The sequence below is a fragment of the Serratia ficaria genome (genome assembly GCF_900187015.1).
GTDB classification, from domain to species: domain Bacteria; phylum Pseudomonadota; class Gammaproteobacteria; order Enterobacterales; family Enterobacteriaceae; genus Serratia; species Serratia ficaria.
Genome location: NZ_LT906479.1, coordinates 3,671,962 through 3,692,138, shown reverse-complemented (window position 1 = coordinate 3,692,138; position 20,177 = coordinate 3,671,962). Strand labels below are relative to the sequence as shown.

Genomic DNA, 20,177 nt, shown 5'->3' with positions numbered 1-20,177 from the left:
GTAAGCACTATGGCAGTAGATTCGTTGGTTTTGGCCTTTCCCCCGGCGGCGCCGGGCGAGAGCCTGGATTATCTGGCGGCCAAGCTGAGCCGTTACGCCGACGCCTGGGACGTGGCGGAGGATCTGCGCAACGGCGTTGAGGATATTGTGGTTATCGATACCCGATCGGCAGCGCTGTACGCCGCCGGCCATATTCCCGGCGCCCTGAGCTTCCCGCATCGGCTGATGGAGGAAGCCACGGCTGCGCGGCTGGACCGGCAGCGGGTGTACGTCACTTACTGCGACGGCATCGGCTGCAACGGCTCTACCAAAGGGGCCTATAAGCTGGCCACGCTGGGGTTCAGGGTCAAGGAACTGATCGGCGGGCTGGACTTTTGGCGGCGCGACGGCCATCCGGTGGCCACCGGCGAGCTGCCGGGTTCGCTGCGGGATCAGGCGGCCGCAGAAGATTGCGGCTGCGCCTGACGGCTTAAAATACCAACGTCAGCAGCACCGCCAGCACCAGAAGCAGCAGAATAACCGCCCACACCGGCTTGCTCAGCGCCTGTTGCAGCGGCTGGGGCAGGGCGGCGATCAGCGGGTTGATCAACGGCTGCGGCTCGGCATGGGGGCCGGCGAGTGGCTGAGCCTGGCCGGCCTTGTCCAGGCGGCGGGCAAACAGCTGATGAATGGCGTCGTTAATCTGCGGATGCGTCAGGGGGACGCCGGCGCCGCAGTTGAAACGCGCCTGGCAGTAGTCGCTCAGCTGCTGTTGTTCCTGGCGGTCCGCCGGCTGTTTGAGGGAAGCCAGCAGGTTGCTCAGGGTTGGGGCGGTCTGCGTGCTGAGCGCCACCTTGACCTGCAGAAACTGGTTCAGCAGCTGGAAATGCCGCGCCGGCAGCGGATCGTTGGTTTTCACTCCCGCCAGATCAAACAGCGTTTGCCAAATCTTGGCCGGCGATTCCCCGGTGGCGGCGCTGAGTTTGGTGACCTGCTGTTGCAGGCTCTGATGCTCGGCGGGCAGCAGCGGGCGATCGCTGGTGGCGGTTTGCTGCGGCTGCGGGATGGTCAGGCCGCCGGTTTGCAGCAGATTGAGCACCTGTTGCAGCTGCGGATGGCTCAGCTGGCTCAGCACCGTATGGCCGAACCGTTGGCGGATGAAGTCGCTGACCGCCTGGCGATTATTGCCCTGAGGCAGCAGCTCGGTGAGCTGTTGCAGCAGTTGGCGGCTGGCATGGTTTTGCTGCGCCGCCGTCAGGCGATTCCGCAGCAGCTGTTCCGCCGGCTGAAAATGGCGCGCCTGCAGCTCGCTGCTGTTGTCCGCGCCGAGATCGTGGCGCAGGCTGGCCCAAATCTCCGCCGATTTGGCCGGGCTGAGCGCCATGATTTTCACGATCAGCTTTTCCAGCGTGGTGCGCTGCGCCGGGGAAAGGGGTTGATCGTCGGTGGTTGTGGTTTTAGCCGGGTTCGGAGGGCGATCGCTGGCGATCGGAGCGCCCGGTCCACTCAAAGGTTGCATTGTCACCAGTCCTTCGCTGTGTATCCCCCGCTGACGTGAGACTGGGGGTGAATAATCATCGTACCCGGCGAAAAGCGCAGGCTTGGCCAATATGATACCTGTAAATCGCCGCCATCAATACCGTCCGGCAGACATTTCTTTACAGGCAAAACGTTGCTAAACGCGCAGGCGCCGCTAAGATAAGCCCAGACCCGGATTTGAGGATGGCATGGTTAAACGGCAGCGGATTGCAAAATGGTTTTTATGCCTGGCTTGCCTGGTGGTGCTGACCTGCATGACCCAGCGCATGGCGAGCCTGCACGCGCTGCAGCAAACGCTGGGTGTGCCGGCCATCGCCGCTCAGCCCGTCGGCGGCGACCACGCCGCAGCGCAGCCCACGCCTTGTGAACTGAGCGCCAAATCCCTGTTGGCATCGCCGCCGGTGATGTTTGAAACCGCCCTGTTCGGCCTGGGGCTGCTGCTGGCGCTGTTGGCGCCGACCGTGGCCGCGCGCCTGCGCATACCTCCGCCCAGGGTCATCTCGCCCACCACCCTCAGGGTGCATCTCCGATTATGCGTCTTCCGTGAATGAGTTAATCGCCTGTCCTTTGCGGTGAATTAATCATTTATGGAGAACAAACATGTTGAATATCATCAGGTCGGCTTTTGCCTGCCTGTTTATGCTGTGGCTGCCCGCATTGCAGGCGGCGGACAGCGGCTGGCTGCAGGAACCGGCCAACGACCACGCCAAGGTGCGGCTGCGCGCCGACACCTCGCAGCCCGGCGAGACCCGCCTGCTGCTGGCGGTGGAACTGCAAAAAGGCTGGAAGACCTACTGGCGCTCCCCCGGCGAGGGCGGCATCGCGCCGGCCATCGCCTGGCAGGGCAACCCGCCGGCGGCGGTATGGCATTGGCCGACGCCGCAGCGCTTCGAGGTTGCCGGCATTACCACTCAGGGTTATCACGATAGCGTCAGCTTGCCGATAGTGCTGCCGGGGCGGTTGTCCGGCTCGCTGGCGGGCACCCTGACGCTGTCCACCTGCAGCAACGTCTGCATTCTGACCGATTATCCGTTCAGTCTGGATCTCGCCGCGCCGAACGATCCGCAGTTTAACCACGACTTTGCGCAGGCGATGGGGCAGGTGCCGATTGCCTCGGGCCTGGCGGAAGGCGTCAAGGCCGGCTACCGGCACGGTGAACTGCAGATCGTCGCCGAACGCGCCGCCGGCTGGCGGCAGCCCGCGTTGTTCTTCGATACGCTGAACGATGCCGATCTCGGCAAACCCAGGGTTGAAGCCGACGGCGAACGCCTGCTGGCGCGGGTGCCGGTCAGCGACGGCTGGGGCGACGCGGCGCCGGACCTGCGCGGCAAAACGCTGACGCTGGTGCTCAGCGACGGCGGCATGGCGCAGCAGGTGACGCTGCCGATCGGCGAGCCGCTGGCGCCGCCCGGCGCCGGGACGTTCCCGCTGTGGCAGGCGGTGTTGATGGCGCTGGCCGGCGGGCTGATCCTGAACCTGATGCCGTGCGTGCTGCCGGTGTTGGGCATCAAGCTCGGCTCCGTCCTGCAGGTGGAGCGGCGGGATCGGCGCAGCGTGCGGCTGCAGTTCCTGGCCTCGTCGCTCGGCATCCTGGCCTCCTTTATGGCGTTGGCGCTGCTGATGACGCTGCTGCGGCTCGGCAATCATGCGCTCGGCTGGGGCATTCAGTTCCAGAATCCGTGGTTTATCGGCTTTATGGTGGTGGTCACGCTGTTGTTCAGCGCCAACCTGTTCGGCCTGTTCCATCTGCGGCTCTCTTCTTCGTTGAATACCAGCCTGGCGACGCATGACGGCCATGGCCTGAGCGGCCATTTCTGGCAGGGCGCCTTCGCCACGCTGCTGGCGACCCCATGTTCCGCGCCGTTCCTCGGCACCGCGGTGGCCTTTGCGCTGGCGGCGCCGTTGCCGGTGCTGTGGGGCATGTTCGTCGCGCTGGGCATCGGCATGAGCCTGCCGTGGTTGCTGATCGCCGCCTGGCCGGCGCTGGCGCTGCGTTTGCCGCGCCCCGGCCGCTGGATGAACGGCCTGAAGCTGGCGATGGGGTTGTTGATGCTCGCCTCGTCGCTGTGGCTGTTGAGCCTGATGACCAATCATATCGGCGTGCGGCCGACGCTGTGGTTGGGCGGGCTGGCGTTGCTCGGCCTGCTGTTGGCGGCATGGCGGCGGCATGGCGCGCGCCTGGCCGGCAAGCTGGCGGCGGGGCTGCTGGTCGTGGCGGGAATAGGGTTGCTGGCCGGAGCGCTGACCGCCGGCCAGTGGCGGCAGCCGTTGCAGGACAAGGTGCATTGGCAACCGCTGAGCGAGCGGGCCATCGAGCAGGCGTTAGCCCGGCATCAACGGGTGTTTGTCGATGTGACCGCCGACTGGTGCGTCACCTGTAAAGCCAACAAGTTTAACGTGCTGCTGCGCGATGACGTGCAGCGGGCGCTGAGCGCCGACGACGTGGTGGCCCTGCGCGGCGACTGGAGCCGGCCGTCGGCCGACATCAGCGCTTTCCTGCAGCGGCGCGGCAGCGTCGCCGTGCCTTTCAACCAAATCTATGGCCCCGGCCGCCCCGATGGCGAGGTGCTGTCCCCGCTGTTGACCCGCGAAGCCGTGTTGCAAACGCTTTCCGAAGCCAAAGGAACCGAACAATGAAAAAATTACTGGTATTGCTGATGCTGATCGTGACCCCGGTGTGGGCCGCCGCGCCTTTCACCCCGGAGCAAGAGCAGCGCATTAAAGAGATCATCCGCGAAACGCTGGTGTCCAACCCGGACATTTTGGCGCAGGCGGTCGACGCCTGGCAGCAGCAAACCGCCGGCCAGCAAATCAGCCAGGCGATCAAGCAGAACGCCAAAACGCTGTATGAGGATCCGGCCAGCCCGCGCCTGGGCGCCAGCAACGCCAAATTGACGCTGGTGACCTTCACCGATTACAACTGCCCGTACTGCAAACGCTTTGATCCGATGCTGGAAAAAATCGTCAAGCAGTATCCGGACGTGGCGCTGGTGGTGAAGCTGCTGCCGTTCAAAGGGGAAAGCTCGGTCAGCTCGGCGCGGGTGGCCCTGACCACCTGGCAGCAGCATCCGGACCAGTTCTGGCCGCTGCACCAGCGCCTGATGGCGAAAAAAGGCTTCCACGACAACGCCAGCATCGCCGCCGCGCAGCAGACCACCGGCGTGAAGGCGGTGGCGCCCAGCGAACAAAGCATGACCCAGCTGCGCACCAACATGCAGCTGGCGGAACAGCTGGGCGTGCAGGGCACCCCGGCCACGCTGATCGGCGATCGGATGCTGCCGGGCGCAGTGTCCTACGAGGAGCTGGAAACCCTGGTGAAACAGCAATTGGCGCAGGCAAAAAATGGCTAAGCTGCGGCGCTGGGGGCGCGAACTGCTGATACTGCTGCTGATGGTGTTGGCGGTGGTTTCGGTGATGGATTGGCTCAACGCGCCGCAGGCGCCGCCGGCCTTTGACGTACAGCCATTGGCGACGCTGGCCGGCGAGTCGGTTTCGCTGGCGCAGCTCAGCCGTGAACGGCCGCTGCTGGTCTACTTTTGGGCCAGCTGGTGCGGCGTGTGCCGCTTCACCACCCCGGACGTCGCCCGGCTGCAGGCGGAGGGCGGCAACGTGCTGACCGTGGCGCTGCGATCCGGCGACGACGGCCAGGTGGCGCAGTGGCTGGCGCGCAAACGGCTGGCGCTGCCGGTGGTCAACGATCCGCGCGGCGCGCTGTCGGCGCAGTGGCAGATCGGCGTCACGCCGACCTTCGTGGTGATCTCCCAGGGCAAGGTGGTGCAGAGCACCAGCGGCTGGACCAGCTATTGGGGGATGAAGCTGCGGCTGTGGTGGGCGGCCGTTTAGCCCGCCGCGTCTTGCGTTATCACCTCTTTTATCGCCCGGCACAGCCGGGCGATGCCTTCCTCGATCAGCGGCGGCGTGTTGGCGGCAAAATTCAGCCGCAGGCCGTGCGCGCCGTGCTGTTCCTGCGCATAAAAGCATTCGCCGCGCGCGAAGGTCACCCCGTGGCGCCAGGCGACCGGCATCAGCGCCGCGGTGGTCACCGTGGGCGGCAAGCTTAGCCAAACGAACAGCCCGCCCTGCGGCGTTTCGAAGCTGCACCCCGACGGCAGGTGGTCGTGCAGCGCCTTGACCATCACCGCCAGATGCTGACGGTACACTCTCCCGGCGCGGCGCAGCTGTTTGTCATAGCGGCCGACGGTGACGAAGGCGTCCAGCGCCCGCTGGATCAGGCTGGAGCTGGTGAAACTGTCGACGTGCTTCAGCCGGGCGAAACCTTGATAGTGCTCGGCATCCGCCACCAGATAGCCGATACGCATGCTCGGCAGCAGCATTTTGGAGAAGGTGCCGACGTAGATCACCGCGCCCGGCTGCGCCAGCGATCGCAGCGCCGGCAGGTGTTTGCCCTGGTAACGCAGATCGCCGACGAAGTCGTCCTCGAGGATCACCACCCCGGCGCGTTGGGCGATGGCCAGCAGGCGTCGGCGTCGGGCTTCGCTCAGGCAGCGGCCGGTCGGGTTGTGGAAATTGGGGATGGTGTAAATCAGCTTGGGCCGGTGCCGTTCCAGCAGGGCGGGCAGCAGATCCACCTGCATGCCGTGCCGATCGCTGGGAATGGTGACGATATTGATGCGGTGCAGGCGCAATAATCCCAACGCTTCGGCGTAGGTCGGTTCCTCGACGATCACCGTGTCGCCCGGCGCCAGCAGGCTCTGCACGACCAGGCTGATGGCGTGCTGCGAGCCGTTGGTGATCAACAGCTGTTCGGCCTGGGTCGGGATGCCCTGCGCGCTGAGGATCCGGCCCAGCGTATCGCGCAGCGGGTAGTAGCCGCAGTATTCGCCGTAGCTGAACGCTTCTTCCGCGTGGCGGCTGAGCACCGACAGCAGGATCCTGCGGAATTCTTCCAGCGGGAAAACCTTGGGGCTGCCGACGCCGGCGGCGAAGTTGACGATATGGTCCGGCAGCGGCGCATCGGCATAGCCGTCCAGCCGCGAGGTGAGGGTGGTGAAGCTCTCGGGCGGGAAAGGCGCATCGGAGGCCGGGCGGGCGGGGCGCGCCTGCGTCAGTGGATGCGTAACGTAGGCGCCGCTGCCGCGCCGTTGGCGCAAAAAGCCCTTGGCCGCCAGCTCTGCGTAGGCGTTATCCACCGTCAGCCGGCTGACCGCCAGTTCGCTCGCCAGCGTGCGGGTCGAAGGCAGTTTGTCGCCGTCGACGAAAACGCCGGTGAGAATGGCGCGGCGCAGCGCCTCTTCAATTTGCAGATACAGCGGAACGTCCTGCTGGCGGTCTAACGGAATATGCATGCGAAATTGGCTCGGTCATAGCGATGCTTTTTACTATACCCCAAGCCTGGCGGGCTTCAAGACAAGAAAAGTGGCCTGCATAACAACGGGAGAAAGTGGCTATGGCGGGAAAATAACGCCGCGTTAAAATCTGCGCCTGAGCGTTTTTCCGCAGTTTTCTTGAGGATGTCATGTCATTACCGTCAGGTGTTTCCGCCCGGCCGGCGTTGCCCGGCGCGCGTATTTTCCAGGGCAGCGGCCAGGGCTATGCGATCGCCATCATCAGCGCCATGTTGCTGGCCTTTACCGCCATCATCATCCGCGCGCTGACCGAATATTATCATCTGCCGACCTTCGTGCTGGCGTTCTGGCGGGCGGCGTTGGTGGCGCTGGTCTTGCTGCCGTTGCTGCTGCTGGTGAAGCCGCAGTGGGCGCGTCTGCGCCGCGAACAGCTGGCGTTCTATGCGATTTACGGCCTGCTGCTGGCGCTGTTCAACAGCCTGTGGACGCTGTCGGTGGCGCTGAACGGCGCGTCGGTGGCGACCATCCTGACCTATTGCTCGGTGGGCTTTACGGTGTTTCTCGGCTGGGTGATGTACAGCGAGCGCCTGTCGCTGCGCCAGCTGCTGGTGATCGCAATCAGCCTGGGCGGCTGCTTGCTGGTCAGCAACGGCGACAGCATGGGCAACGGCCGTTTTGATCTGTTGGGGCTGCTGGTGGGCATGCTGTCCGGCATCGGTTACACCCTGTATACCCTGGGCGGGCGAGTGGCCAGCGAGCGCGGTTACCCGGTATGGAACACCATCCTGTACGTATTCGGTTTCTCGGCGCTGTATCAGCTGCTGTTCAATGCGGCGCTGACGGCATTTCCGCTGGCGGCGTTTCACGGCATGGCGGGCGATCTGTGGTTCCTGTCGCATGGTGCGCAGGGCGTTCAGTGGAGCGGCTGGCTGCTGCTGCTGACGCTGGCGGCCGGGCCGACGCTGCTGGGGTTCGGCCTGTACAACATCAGCCTGAAAACCCTGCCGCTGGCGGTGGCCAACCTGATCCTGTCGCTGGAGCTGGTGTTCACCGCGGCGATCGCCTACTGCCTGCTGGGGGAGAGCATGAACCCGCTGCAGCTGCTCGGCAGCGCGCTGGTGATGGGCGGCGTGCTGATGCTCAGGCACAAGACGGCCGAGGCATGATGGGTTATGCCGTTTCCGCCGTCAGGCGGCGTTTGCGACTATACCGCCATCCGGCTCACTGCAGCGTAACGACAAACGGTTAAATGCGCTGGCCCAGGGCGCAGCTACAGATACGCAATGTAAACAATAGCCTGACCAGAGAAGGGGCCGGGGCGGACGTCTTCATTTGCGGTCAATATTGCTTTTAGATTGATATTTCTTTGCGTTCCGCCCGTCAGATGATAATCCACGCCTGCCCATGCGGAATTCCCATCCAAAAATAGCGTCGAATAAAAGTTTTTACTGTTATTAAAATAAACCTTACCTTCACCGAAGGTAGACTGTGAATATATTTTCACCGTTCCTGATTGGGTGCATCCGACGGTTCCATTAATGGTTCTCTCAACCCCGGAAATTTCATTTTGCGAAAGCGTGCCGAAATCTATCACTCTTGGTAGATTCACCTCGCAAGATTGGTTTTGTGGCGGTAATTTACCGCAAACAGAATGGGGCCATAAAATCGCACCTCCAGATATTGATGGCGTCCGTACATAAAAAACGCCAACGCAGCTGGCGTCAGTGCCATTCACGCGGTAAGGCTGTGAGGTCCATGGAATGCCAAAGGATTGCTTCCAGGCGATCTCGACTTCTTTTGCCGTTCGAAAATTTTCAATTCGAAGGCAGTTTTTAGACTCTATGCATGAACCATACAGCCCAGGGAACCTGGTGCTATATTTTACATCCGGGCCAATAAAGCAAGACGTCCACCCATAGCAAGGATTGAGGTCGGAAGGACTCTCATCCCATGCAACCAAAGATTGAACGACCGTCAGGCCAACAAAAGAGACAGGAAGCATATAGGCACCTGCCATAGCTGGCGGAGATAATAAAAAAAGACAGTAAAACATAAATTTTCTATACATTACAATCCCTGATTTAATTTTAATATTCCCTGTTGATAACCCGCCTGTAATATGTCACAAGCTTCCGGCGCACCTTTTGTCCGCGTGAAACTTGTCGGTTCCACCGCTCAGGCTTCAATATTTGGCGGATTTCATCACACTAGCATTTAACTGGTTGACCAGCAATGACCGGCGAGCGCCTTAATTGCCAGAAAAGTCTGACTCGCATATTTAATATATTATGAGGTTATGAATGAGCCACGATTCATATTTCAGGTTGCGGGAAACGTTGATAGCCTTCATCAGGCTGAAAAACGATATCGCGATGATGGCGGCCATCTGTAATGCCGCCACCGCGAACGACGAAATCCCTAGCCTGTTCTGACATAAAAAAATCCGGCGTCAGGGGCTGACGCCGGATTTGGGCTCATTGGCCGGATCTTTCAAGCAGGCTGAAACGATCGGCATCGGGGGGATACCCCCGCCATTTAGCTTATTCGGCCTTGGCCGTTTCCGTCATGCGGCGGCGCTTACGCAGGATGCGCAGCAGCGGCGGCAGCGCCAGCACCGCCACCGCCAGCACCAGCAGCGTTTGCGCGATGCCGCTGCTCCACAGGATGCCGAACTCGCCGTTGCTGATCGACAGCGCGCGGCGCAGGTTCTGCTCCAGCATCTCGCCCAGCACGAAGCCGAGGATCAGCGGCGACATCGGGAAGTGCATTTTCCGCAGGATATAGCCGAAGACCCCTAATCCCACCATCAACAGCAGGTCGAAGGTGGTGCTGTGCACCGCGTACACGCCCACCGCCGATACCGCGGCGATCGCCGGCACCAGGAACCACAGCGGAATGGTCAGCATGCGGGTGAACAGGCCGACCAGCGGCAGGTTCATGATCAGCAGGATAACGTTGGCGATCAGCAGCGCGGCGATCAGGCCCCAGACGATGTCCGGCTGTTCGGTGAACATCGCCGGGCCGGGGGTGATGTTGTACAGCGTCAGCGCGCCCATCATCACCGCGGTGGTGCCCGAACCCGGCACGCCCAGCGTCAGCATCGGAATGAATGAGCCGCAGGCCGAGGCGTTGTTGGCCGCTTCCGGCGCCGCCACGCCGCGAATGTCGCCCTTGCCGAAGGTTTCGCTGTTGCCGCTGATTTTCTTCTCGGTCATGTAGGTCAGCGCGCTGGCGATGGTGGCGCCGGCGCCCGGCAGGATGCCGACGAAGAAGCCAATCACCGAAGAACGCAGGGTCGGGCCCACGCACTCGGCGGCCTCTTTGCGGTTGAACAGCAGGCGGCCGGTCTTGCGCACCAACTTTTGCCCGGCGCTGGTGCTTTCCAGCATCAGCAGGATCTCGCTGACCGAGAACAGCCCGATCACCACCACGATAAACTGCACGCCGTCGGACAGATGCACGCTGTCGAAGGTGAAGCGATACACGCCGGTATTGGCGTCCACCCCGACCGTCGCCAGCCCCAGGCCGATCAAGGCCGCCAGCAGCGACTTCAGCGGATTCTGGCTCATCATGCTGCCGAGACAGGCGATGGCGAATACCATCAGGGCGAAATATTCCGCCGGGCCGAAGGCCAGCGACCAGCGGGCCAGCAGCGGGGCGAACAGGATGATGCCGCCGATGGCGATCATCGAACCGATAAAGGAGCTGACCGCCGAAATGGACAGCGCCACGCCGGCGCGCCCTTGCTGCGCCATCGGGTAACCGTCCAGCGCGGTCATGATCGCCGCCGCGTCGCCTGGCACATTGAGCAGAATCGAGGAAATGCGGCCGCCGTATTCACAGCCGATATACACCGTCGCCAGCAGGATCAGCGCCGACTCGGCCGGCAGCTTGAGGGCGAACGCCAGCGGCAGCAGGATCGCCACGCCGTTGATCGGCCCCAGGCCCGGCAGCAGGCCGACGATGGTGCCGACGAAGCAGCCGATCAGGGCGATAATCAGGTTCTGCGGCACCAGCGCCACCTCGAACCCTTGGGTCAAATACATCCAGGTTTCCATCATCGCCCCCGTTAGCTCAGCCAAACGCCGAGTGGCAGTGTGACATCAAGTAATTGGTCGAAGGCGTAATACAGCGCTACGCCCATGATGACGCCGGATATCGCCGCCGCCGGCAGGCTGGCCTGGAACAACAGGCCGATGCTGAAGGTCAGCAGCGCGGTCGCCAGCGGGAAGCCCAGCCATTCAAAACCCCAGGCGTACAGCACCAGCGCGATCACCAGCGCCAGCAGCCGCCGCATCACCTTGTTGTGCGGCCACTCCACCGCCTGCGGCCTGTTCAGCAGCAGCAGCGCCGCGCACAGCGCCATCAGGCTCAGGATCGCCAGCGGGAAAGGGCGTGGCCCCAGGGGTTCGTAGCTGTACTCGCTCTGAATGCCCCAGCCGATAAACAGCCCGCCGATGCACAGCAGCAGCCAGAAGCCGGCAAAAATACGATCGCTCATGTTATCCCCCGGGATTACTTGGCCAGGCCGAAGATTTTCGCCTGTTCACGGTATTGGGTGACCTGGTTTTTCACGTAGGCGTCCAGCTCTTTGCCGGTCATGTTGAATTCAAACAGGCCGCGCAGATCGCGCTGTTTCTTGAATTCTTCGGTGGCCATCATTTTCTGGAAGGTATCGAGCCACCACTGGTATTCCTGATCGCTGACCTTCGGGCCGACGTAGAAGCCGCGAATGATCGGCCACACCAGGTTGTAGCCCTGTTCTTTGGCGGTAGGGACATCGGCCAGCTGGCCCGGCAAACGCTGCTCGGAATACACCGCCAGCACGCGGATCTTGTCGCCCTGCAGATAAGGCACCATTTCGCTCAGATCGCCCGAGACCGCCTGAATGTGATTGCCCAGCAGCGCGGTGACCGGCTCGCCGCCGCCTTCGAACGCGACGTAGCGCATCTTGTGCGGATCCACGCCGACTTCGCGCGCCAGCAGGGCGGTTTTCATCCAGTCCTGGCTGCCGATAGAGGCGCCGGCGCCGAACACCACGCTGTTGGGATCCTTTTTAAAGGCTTCCATCAGGTCTTTCAGCGTCTTGTACGGCGAGTCGGCGCGTACCGCGATCATGCCGTAGTCGGTGCCGACGGCCGCCAGCCATTTGACGTCATCCACGCTGTAGCGGCCGAACTTGCCCTGTGAAAGGTTGAGCAGCGAGCCGCCGGAAAAGGCCACCACGGTACCGAACTCCGCCGGCCGCTGCGCGACGATGGCGTTATAGGCCACCGCGCCGACGCCGCCGGGCATATAGGTGACGCGCATCGGTTTGTCGATAGCCTGGGTTTCCTGCAGCGAGACCTGGATCAGCTTGCAGGTAAGATCGAAACCGCCGCCGGGCTTGGCGGGGGCGATGCATTCGGTGCGTTTGGGCGCGTCCAGGGCAAAGGCCTGACCGGCCGCCAGCAGCAGGGCGGTTGCGGTCAGAGTACGGGTAATTATTTTTTTCATTGTCTTCCCCTCGGTATTGTCTGGTTATCGATCCCGCCGGGTGCGGTTGCTGGATTGTTAAATCAATAACCTTTCATTTACCTTTCAGCCGTCGGGAAAGTTTGCAGGATGTGATATGCGTCTCCTGTAGGGGGGGAAACCGGCGCGTTAACATACAATGCTTGGCAATAACCACGCGTAAACTTGGCTTAAAACTTGTGTAATATCAGGATTGCCGCGTTTTTTCTGCGGTAAAATAGGGAAAATAAAAATCAATAGGGATGTAGTGTTATGTTTTTATTAGGGAAGTTGTTCAGCGGTAAGGATAGCGCCAAGGTGCGCGCCATTAAAATGTTGCCTGAGGTTTATGCCGAGATGGTCGGCGAAGCGGGCCGTTGTCGTCTGAAACGCCTGCGTGCGGAGATTGGCATGTTTGAGCTGCATTTCATTAGCGAAAGCGGTGAGAAATATGTTTGCCTGATGACCGCCTGTGTCACGGGCGTGGATTTGGTTTTCGCCGCCAATAACCGTTCGGTGCTGGTTTCCCGTCCTTTTAGTCCGGAAAAATTGCGACCGGTGTTTGATATTGCGCTGGCCGACTGCACGATCTCGATGAGCTAAAACGGAGGCCGCGCCATCGCACCGCATAATTGTGTGCCAGCTCCCAAAACTGGCACCGCGCCGCTCTTCTCTCCCTGTCCCTTCCATGCCATCCTTCTGTTATAGAGCTGTTAACAAGCGCCATGTCGGCGCTGGGTTGTGCAGATAAATCAATGGAATGGGAAAATGCGTCTGTTATTGGTAGAGGATCACCCCGAGTTATCCCACTGGCTGCAGAAGGCGCTGACCGGCGCCGGCTTTGCGGTGGACGTCGCGCCGGACGGCCTGGCGGCCGACCATTTATTGCTGAATGAGCGCTATGGCCTGGTGGTGCTGGATGTGGCGTTGCCGCGCTTGAACGGTCTGGAGCTGCTGGCGCGGCTGCGCAAGCGCGGGCAGGATCTGCCGGTGCTGTTGCTGACGGCGCGCACCGACGTGGCCGATCGGGTGAAGGGGCTGAACCTGGGGGCCGACGATTACCTGACCAAGCCCTTCGAACTGGATGAGCTGGAGGCGCGCATCCGCGCCTTGCTGCGCCGCAGCGTCGGCGTTACGCAGCTGGCGCTGCAGTACGGCGCGCTGACCTATCATGACGAAGGCTATTTTTTGCTGGACGGCAAACCGCTGGCGCTGACGCCGCGAGAGCTGTCGGTGCTGACGGCGCTGATGCACCGGCGCGGCCGGCCGGTGGCCAAACAGCAGCTGTTTGAGCAGGTGTTTACCCTGTCCGATGAGGCCAATCCCGAAAGCATCGAGCTCTATGTGCACCGGCTGCGCAAGAAGCTGCAGGGCAGCGACGTGGCGATCGTCACGCTGCGCGGCCTGGGCTACAGCCTGGAGCTGTGCGATGCGGTGGTTTAACGCGCCGCGTTCGCTGTTTTATCAATTGCTGCTGTTCTTCGGCCTGCCGTTGCTGGCGCTGGGCGGCATTTCGATTTACACCCACTATTTCAGCGCGATGAGCGCCGCCACCCTGGCCTACGACCGCACGCTGCTGGCCTCGGCGCGCACCGTGGCGGAACGGCTGGTGGTGCGCGACGGCCGGTTGGCGGTGGATGTGCCCTATGTGGTGCTCGACAGCTTCGAGCGCAATATGAACGACCAGCTTTATTACGAAGTGATCTCGCCGCAGGGCCAAAGCATTTCGGGCTATGACGATCTGCCGCCGTTGCCGCCTAACATTCCGCGCTCCAGCCTCTATCCGGCGCTGGTGCATTTTTACGATGCGGAATATCTGGGCCGGCCGATCCGCGTGGCGGCGCTCTATCAGCCGGTCAACGAGTCCGGCGTCAGCGGCATGGCGACCATTCTGGTGGCGGAAACCCTGGAATCGCGCCGCTATTTGGCGCGCCAGATGATGATTGCGGCGCTGCTGAGCCAGGGCACCGTCGTGGTGCTGACCCTGATCCTGGCGTTCGCCCTGTTGAAACGGCTGCTCAAGCCGCTGCGCAAGCTGTCCGGCATTATGCTGCGGCGCGATCCGGGCGAACTGACGCCGCTGCCGATGGTGTTGCCCTGGTCGGAAATGCAGCCGTTGCTGCTGGCGTTTAACCGCTATATCGAACGGCTGCGGCTGATGGTGGCGCGTCAGGAGCGGTTCAGCGCCGACGCGTCGCACCAGCTGCGCACGCCGCTGACGGTGCTGAAAACTCAGGCGGGGGTGGCGTTGGCCAGCGACCGGCCGCAGCAGTGGCGTGAAAGCCTGCAGGCGATGAGCGCAACGCTGGACCATACCGTGGCGCTGACCGACCGTTTGCTCTATCTCTCACGCCTCAAGGCCCATGAGCACGATGCCGACCGCAAGCTCGAGCCGGTCAATCTGGCGCAGGTGCTGCGCGACGTCTGTTTCTCGCGCCTGCCGCAGGCGCGCAGCAAGCGGATCGATCTGGGTTATGAAGGCGAAGCGGCATGCTGGGTGGGCGGAGAGGCGTTGCTGTTGAGCGAACTGTGCGCCAACCTGTTGGACAACGCGCTGAAATACACGCCGCCGCACGGCGTGGTGACCGCGCGGTTGACGCGGGACGCCGCGCAGGGGGAAGGGGTGCTGGAAATCGAAGACAGCGGCCCGGGCATCGCCTCGCAGGATCAGGCGCTGGCGCTGCAGCCGTTCCACCGTTTGGACAACGTGGGCGATCAGCCGGGAGCCGGGCTGGGGTTGGCGCTGGTAAAAGACATTACCGCCTATCACCGCACCCGCCCGGAGCTGCTGAGTTCGGCCGCGTTGGGCGGCCTGCTGGTGCGGGTGCGTTTTAAGCTGTTGCCTTAATCCTTGCACGACTCCACGGTCGCCGGCGGGGTTTTTGCCTTGCGCGCCAGCGGGGTGCGCAGGCGCTGCGACAGGATCACGCCGAGCAGGGTGACGCCGCCGCCGATCAGGTGGTAACCGTGCAGCTGCTCGTGCAGGAACAGTACGGCGATGGCGGCGGTGAATACCGGCGCCAGGTTCATAAAGATCGAGGCGGTGTTGGCGCCCAGTCGCATCACGCCCAGGATCCACAGGAACGGCGCGACGATCGAGGCCGGAATGCCGGCGAACAGCACCAGCGGGATATTCTGCGCATTCAGCCCGACCTCTGGCGCCATCAGGAAATTAGGCAGCAACAGCACCACGCCAAACAAGATCTGCACGTACAACGACTGCCAGTTCGGCAGGGCGATGGCCCAGCGCTTGGTCAGCACGCCGTACAGCGCGTAAGAGGCGGTGGCGGCCAACATCATCAGCTCCCCCTTGCCGATGCCGTGCTGCAGCAACAGGCCGGGCTGCCCGGCGCTCACCAGCCAGATCAATCCGCAGAACGACAGCACGCTGCCAATGGCCACGCCGACGGTCGGCGCGATGCGCAGCAGCACGATGCTGATCAGAATGGTCAGCAGCGGGATCAGCGACACGATGATGCCCATAAACAGCGCGCTGACGCTGTGCGCCGCATAGTAGGCCAGGCTCTGGTACAGCACCATGCCCAGCAGGCCGAGCACCATCAGCTTCCACCAGTTGGCGCGCACCATCGGCCAGTTGCGGCAAACGCCGGGCAGCACGAACGGCGTCAGGGCGATAAGGGCCAGCAGCCAGCGATAGAACGAGATGGCCGCCGGATCGATGGCGGTGGCGGAAAGCTTACTGACGACGGCGTTGACCGACCAGATCAGCACCGCCAACAACGGAAACAGCATATTCATGATAATCATTCTCAATAACGTATAACACGCTGGCTAGTCTACGCCTGTCCGATTTATTATATATAGTGATATCCAGACAACATTTACCCTAAACAAGACAAATCACGGGGCGAAACCATGGCAGAAATCCGACACTTCCCCGAGGCGCTGATCCCGGCGCCGCGCCCGGTGCAGTTCCGCTGCGAAGAGTTCAATGCCCGCACCGAGTTCCAGCCGCACAGCCACCGCTGGGGCCAGCTGATGTGGGTGAAGGCCGGGGTGATGGTGTTGCGCATCGGCGGCCAGCGTTTTCTGGCGCCGCCGGAGTTCGTGCTGTGGGCGCCGGCGGACATCGAACACTCCTGCTACAACCAGCGGCTGGCGCAGTGCCGTATGGTGGACATCGCGCCGTCGCTGTGCGCGGGCATGCCGGCCGACCCCTGCCTGGTGAGCGTGACGCCGATTTTCCGCGCCATCGCCGAAGATTTCTATGCGCGCAAACAATATATCCCGCAAAGCAAACAGGATCTGCGCCTGTGCCGCGCGCTGATCGATCAGTTGCATCAGTCGCCGATTCAGCAAACCTACCTGCCGTCGTCCGACGACAAGTTCCTGGCGCCGGTGCTGGAGGCGCTGGAGCATTGTCCGTCGGACAACACGCCGCTCGCCGTTTGGGCCGGCCGGGTATACACCACCGAGCGCACGCTGTCGCGCCGTTGTCGGCAGGAGTTGGGCATGTCGTTCAGCGAATGGCGCCAGCGGCTGCGCTTTCTGCACGCCGTCTCGCTGCTGGAGCAGGGGAAAACCGTGCAGGAGGTGGCGCTGGAGGTGGGTTACAGCTCCGCTTCGGCGTTTATCGTCATGTTCCAGCAGATCGCCGGCAGCACCCCGGAACGCTTCCGCCGGGCGTGATTCGGTGGCACACTATTTCGCAGATACCCCCGCATATTTGCCGCCGCTGGCGCCTTGGCTGCGCCCATGATTGGCGGACAAATAGCGTAAACCGTCGGAGCAACAAGTGAAAATTCTGGTTGATGAAAATATGCCGTACGCGGCCGAGCTGTTCAGCCGCCTGGGCGACGTGCAGGCGGTGCCGGGCCGCCCGATCCCGCGCGATGCGCTGGCGGGCGCCGACGCGCTGATGGTGCGCTCGGTGACCAAGGTGAATGAGGCATTGCTGGCCGGCACCGGCGTCGGTTTTGTCGGCACCGCCACCGCCGGCACCGACCATGTCGATGACGCCTGGCTGCAGCGGCAGGGCATCGGCTTTTCCGCCGCGCCGGGCTGCAACGCCATCGCGGTGGTCGAGTATGTGTTTTCCGCCCTGATGCTGTTGGCCGAACGCGACGGCTTCCGGCTGCGCGACAAAACCGTCGGCATCATCGGCGTGGGCAACGTCGGCTCGCGCCTGGACGCGCGGCTGAAAGCGCTGGGGGTGCGCACCCTGCTGTGCGACCCGCCGCGCGCCGAACGCGGTGACGCCGGCGAGTTCTGGCCGCTGGAGAAGCTGGTGGCGGAGGCCGACGTCTTGACCTTCCACACGCCGTTGAATAAGTCGGGTCCCCACAATTCGCTGCATCTGGTCGACGCCGAGCTGCTGGCGGCGCTGCCGGACCGGCGCATTCTGATCAACGCCTGCCGCGGCCCGGTGGTGGATAACGCGGCGCTGCTGCAGGCGCTGGAAAAGGGCAAGGCGCTGAGCACGGTGCTGGACGTCTGGGAGCCGGAGCCGGATCTTTCCCTGCCGCTGCTGGCGCGGGTGGATATCGGCACCGCGCACATCGCCGGCTATACGCTGGAGGGCAAGGCGCGCGGCACCACGCAGGTGTTTGAGGCGTTCAGCCGCCATTTGGGGCAGCCGCAGCAGATTGCGCTGGCCGCGCTGCTGCCGACGCCGGAATTCAGCCAGATCCAGCTCAATGGGCCGCTGGATGAAGGCAAGTTAAAACGATTGATGCACTTGGTGTATGATGTGCGCCGCGATGACGCGCCGCTGCGCCACGTCGCCGGGCAGCCGGGCGAGTTCGATCGCCTGCGCAAGCATTATCAGGAACGTCGCGAATGGTCTTCGCTGCAGGTTCGCTGCGACGACAGCGCCAGCGCGGAATTGCTGCTGAAGCTGGGCTTCAGCGTGCAGTAAGGTTGCCTTAAGCAAACGTCGCTAGAGTCAGCGGCAAAGAATTCTCGGGCGGTGGCAGCACTGCCCGTCTGCTTTTACATGAAATACTCTGGAGAAAACCCAATGTCTGACGGCTGGAATATCGCTCTGCTGGGCGCCACTGGCGCGGTAGGTGAAGCGTTGCTGGAATTGTTGCAGGAACGCCAGTTCCCGGTGGGCGAGCTCCATCCTCTGGCCAGCGAACGCAGCGCCGGGGCCACCGTGCGCTTCAACGGCAAATCCATCCTGGTGCAAAACGCCGAAGAATTCGACTGGTCGCAGGCGCAGCTGGCGTTCTTTGTCGCCGGCGCCGAAGCCTCGGCCCGTTATGCGGAAGAAGCCGGCAATATGGGCTGCCTGGTGATCGACACCAGCGGTCTGTTCGCCATGGAGCCGGACGTGCCGTTGGTGGTGCCGGGCGTTAACCCGCAGGTGCTGGCGGATTACCGCAACCGCAATATCGTCGCCACCGCCGACGGCATGGTCAGCCAGCTGCTGACGGCCATCAAACCGCTGACCGAACAGGCCGGCCTTTCGCGCCTGCACGTCACTACGCTGATGTCGGTCTCGTCGCGCGGCAAGGCGGCGGTGGACGATTTGGCCGGCCAGAGCGCGCGTTTGCTTAACGGCATTCCGGCCGAGCCGGGCGTGTTCGCCAAACAGTTGGCGTTCAACCTGCTGCCGCTGCTGGCGGATGAGCAGGGCAGCGTGTGCGAAGAACGTTTGATCGTCGACCAGGTGCGCAAGGTGCTGCAGGACGAAGGGCTGCCGATCTCGGTGAGCTGCGTGCAATCGCCGGTGTTTTACGGCCATGCGCAGGTGGTGCATCTGGAGGCGCTGCGCCCGATCTCCGCGGAAGAGGCGCGCGGCGAACTGGAGCAAATCGCTGATATCCAGCTGAGCGAAGAAGACGATTACCCGACGCAGGTCACCGACGCCTCCGGCAGCGATGCGCTGAGCGTCGGCTGCCTGCGCAACGACTACGGCATCCCCGAGCTGCTGCAGTTCTGGTCGGTCGCGGACAACGTGCGCTTCGGCGGCGCGCTGATGGCGATCGAAACCGCAGAGCGCCTGGTGCAGGAGCAGATGTACTGATGTCTGAGGTGGCTTCGCCTGCCCAGCCGACGCTGAAAATCGCGCTGGGCATCGAATACGACGGCAGCCGTTATTACGGCTGGCAGCGGCAGCAGGAAGTGGCCAGCGTGCAGGCCTGCCTGGAACAGGCGCTGAGCAAGGTGGCGGATGCGCCGATCAACGTGCTGTGCGCCGGGCGCACCGACGCCGGCGTGCACGCGACCGGGCAGGTGGTGCATTTCGAAACCGCCGCGCGGCGCAAGGACGCCGCCTGGACCATGGGCGTGAACACCCATTTGCCGCCGGATATTGCGGTGCGTTGGGTCAGCCCGGTGGCCGAAGATTTTCACGCGCGCTTCAGCGCCACCGCGCGCCGCTATCGCTATATTATCTACAACCATCGCTATCGTCCGGCGGTGCTGCAGCAGGGGGTGACCCATTTTTATCACCCGCTGGACGCCGATCGCATGCAGCGGGCGGCGCAGGCGCTGCTGGGCGAGAACGATTTTACCTCGTTCCGCGCGGTGCAATGCCAGTCGCGCACGCCGTGGCGTAACGTAAAACACGTTAAGGTTACGCGCCACGGTGAATATATTGTGGTAGATATCAAGGCGAATGCCTTTGTGCATCATATGGTTCGCAATATAGTCGGCAGCCTGATGGAGATCGGCTGCGGCAATCAGTCCGAAAACTGGATGGCCGAGCTGTTGGCGCTGAAGGATCGCAACCTGGCGGCGGCGACGGCGCGGGCCGAAGGGTTATATCTGGTTTCCGTCGATTACCCCGAACACTTTGGCATTCCGCGGCCGCCGATGGGGCCGCTGTTTTTACCCGACGATTAAACGCCGGCGCGCCCGAACGCGTTGTTCCCTTGTGCTTTTGCCGGGTGG

At 62.8% G+C, this 20,177-nt stretch carries 21 protein-coding genes; 13 read left to right on the top strand and 8 right to left on the bottom strand.

What is annotated here, in order from left to right:
• Positions 1–9: 9 nt before the first annotated feature.
• Entirely contained in the window at positions 10–465 is a 456-nt protein-coding gene (locus CKW09_RS17405; protein WP_095098576.1) for a rhodanese-like domain-containing protein, read from the top strand.
• Between the two features lie 4 nt (positions 466–469).
• On the opposite strand, the gene flk is transcribed toward CKW09_RS17405, so the two are convergent.
• The gene (gene flk / locus CKW09_RS17400; protein WP_095098574.1) at positions 470–1,498 is read right to left on the bottom strand and encodes a flagella biosynthesis regulator Flk; all 1,029 of its coding nucleotides are present in this window, start codon (positions 1,496–1,498) and stop codon (positions 470–472) included.
• A gap of 208 nt (positions 1,499–1,706) precedes the next feature.
• Between flk and CKW09_RS17395 the strand changes: the two genes are divergently transcribed.
• From CKW09_RS17395 to CKW09_RS17380, 4 genes are read left to right on the top strand one after another with little or no spacing between them, the layout of a single operon-like run.
• Complete coding sequence (locus CKW09_RS17395) at positions 1,707–2,069, top strand: hypothetical protein (RefSeq protein WP_061795754.1); 363 nt, start codon at positions 1,707–1,709, stop codon at positions 2,067–2,069.
• Between the two features lie 49 nt (positions 2,070–2,118).
• Positions 2,119–4,155, top strand: a complete 2,037-nt coding sequence (locus CKW09_RS17390; protein ID WP_061795755.1) for a protein-disulfide reductase DsbD family protein — start codon at positions 2,119–2,121, stop codon at positions 4,153–4,155.
• On the top strand, positions 4,152–4,868 hold the full coding sequence (locus CKW09_RS17385; protein ID WP_061795756.1) for a DsbA family protein: 717 nt from the start codon (positions 4,152–4,154) through the stop codon (positions 4,866–4,868). The genes CKW09_RS17390 and CKW09_RS17385 overlap by 4 nt, the downstream gene beginning before the upstream one ends.
• Positions 4,861–5,361, top strand: a complete 501-nt coding sequence (locus CKW09_RS17380) for a protein disulfide oxidoreductase (RefSeq protein WP_095098571.1) — start codon at positions 4,861–4,863, stop codon at positions 5,359–5,361. Before CKW09_RS17385 ends, CKW09_RS17380 begins: the two co-directional genes overlap by 8 nt.
• Here the strand turns inward: CKW09_RS17380 and pdxR are convergent.
• On the bottom strand, positions 5,358–6,824 hold the full coding sequence (pdxR, locus tag CKW09_RS17375) for a MocR-like pyridoxine biosynthesis transcription factor PdxR (RefSeq protein WP_095098565.1): 1,467 nt from the start codon (positions 6,822–6,824) through the stop codon (positions 5,358–5,360). The genes CKW09_RS17380 and pdxR overlap by 4 nt on opposite strands.
• 170 nt (positions 6,825–6,994) lie before the next feature.
• Between pdxR and CKW09_RS17370 the strand changes: the two genes are divergently transcribed.
• Positions 6,995–7,990: a DMT family transporter gene (locus CKW09_RS17370; RefSeq protein ID WP_061795759.1), complete on the top strand. Its 996-nt coding sequence runs from the start codon at positions 6,995–6,997 to the stop codon at positions 7,988–7,990.
• 104 nt (positions 7,991–8,094) lie between these two features.
• Here the strand turns inward: CKW09_RS17370 and CKW09_RS24595 are convergent, their stop codons facing one another.
• From CKW09_RS24595 to CKW09_RS17355, 5 genes are all read right to left on the bottom strand, one after another.
• Positions 8,095–8,892 (bottom strand): MrpH family fimbial adhesin, encoded by a 798-nt coding sequence (locus CKW09_RS24595; RefSeq protein WP_145957254.1) that lies wholly within the window; start codon positions 8,890–8,892, stop codon positions 8,095–8,097.
• A gap of 244 nt (positions 8,893–9,136) precedes the next feature.
• Positions 9,137–9,259, bottom strand: coding sequence for a hypothetical protein (locus CKW09_RS24955; RefSeq protein WP_258873660.1), 123 nt, complete (start codon positions 9,257–9,259; stop codon positions 9,137–9,139).
• 105 nt (positions 9,260–9,364) lie between these two features.
• On the bottom strand, positions 9,365–10,882 hold the full coding sequence (locus tag CKW09_RS17365; protein WP_061795966.1) for a tripartite tricarboxylate transporter permease: 1,518 nt from the start codon (positions 10,880–10,882) through the stop codon (positions 9,365–9,367).
• A gap of 11 nt (positions 10,883–10,893) precedes the next feature.
• Positions 10,894–11,325 carry a tripartite tricarboxylate transporter TctB family protein gene (locus CKW09_RS17360; RefSeq protein WP_095098563.1) on the bottom strand — a complete coding sequence of 144 codons (432 nt, stop codon included), beginning with the start codon at positions 11,323–11,325 and terminating at the stop codon, positions 10,894–10,896.
• A gap of 14 nt (positions 11,326–11,339) precedes the next feature.
• On the bottom strand, positions 11,340–12,320 hold the full coding sequence (locus tag CKW09_RS17355; protein WP_061795761.1) for a Bug family tripartite tricarboxylate transporter substrate binding protein: 981 nt from the start codon (positions 12,318–12,320) through the stop codon (positions 11,340–11,342).
• 270 nt (positions 12,321–12,590) lie between these two features.
• Here CKW09_RS17355 and CKW09_RS17350 point away from each other — a divergent pair, with 270 nt between their 5' ends.
• From CKW09_RS17350 to CKW09_RS17340, 3 genes are all read left to right on the top strand, one after another.
• Positions 12,591–12,920: a hypothetical protein gene (locus CKW09_RS17350; RefSeq protein WP_061795762.1), complete on the top strand. Its 330-nt coding sequence runs from the start codon at positions 12,591–12,593 to the stop codon at positions 12,918–12,920.
• Between the two features lie 165 nt (positions 12,921–13,085).
• Complete coding sequence (gene tctD / locus CKW09_RS17345) at positions 13,086–13,760, top strand: transcriptional regulator TctD (protein ID WP_061795763.1); 675 nt, start codon at positions 13,086–13,088, stop codon at positions 13,758–13,760.
• Entirely contained in the window at positions 13,747–15,165 is a 1,419-nt protein-coding gene (locus CKW09_RS17340; protein ID WP_095098561.1) for a sensor histidine kinase, read from the top strand. The genes tctD and CKW09_RS17340 overlap by 14 nt, the downstream gene beginning before the upstream one ends.
• On the opposite strand, the gene CKW09_RS17335 is transcribed toward CKW09_RS17340, so the two are convergent.
• A complete protein-coding gene (locus CKW09_RS17335) occupies positions 15,162–16,076 on the bottom strand; it encodes a DMT family transporter (RefSeq protein WP_061795967.1) in 915 nt (304 codons plus the stop codon). The genes CKW09_RS17340 and CKW09_RS17335 overlap by 4 nt on opposite strands.
• A 117-nt stretch (positions 16,077–16,193) precedes the next feature.
• On the opposite strand from CKW09_RS17335, the gene CKW09_RS17330 reads away from it, so the two are divergent.
• The 4 genes from CKW09_RS17330 (at position 16,194) to truA (ending at position 20,129) form a co-directional block, all read left to right on the top strand.
• Positions 16,194–16,967, top strand: coding sequence for an AraC family transcriptional regulator (locus CKW09_RS17330; protein ID WP_061795765.1), 774 nt, complete (start codon positions 16,194–16,196; stop codon positions 16,965–16,967).
• Positions 16,968–17,073: 106 nt separating this feature from the next.
• Positions 17,074–18,195: a 4-phosphoerythronate dehydrogenase PdxB gene (gene pdxB / locus CKW09_RS17325; protein ID WP_095098559.1), complete on the top strand. Its 1,122-nt coding sequence runs from the start codon at positions 17,074–17,076 to the stop codon at positions 18,193–18,195.
• Positions 18,196–18,297: 102 nt separating this feature from the next.
• Entirely contained in the window at positions 18,298–19,308 is a 1,011-nt protein-coding gene (locus CKW09_RS17320; RefSeq protein ID WP_095098558.1) for an aspartate-semialdehyde dehydrogenase, read from the top strand.
• Positions 19,308–20,129, top strand: a complete 822-nt coding sequence (truA, locus tag CKW09_RS17315) for a tRNA pseudouridine(38-40) synthase TruA (protein WP_061795768.1) — start codon at positions 19,308–19,310, stop codon at positions 20,127–20,129. Before CKW09_RS17320 ends, truA begins: the two co-directional genes overlap by 1 nt.
• Positions 20,130–20,177 lie beyond the last annotated feature (48 nt).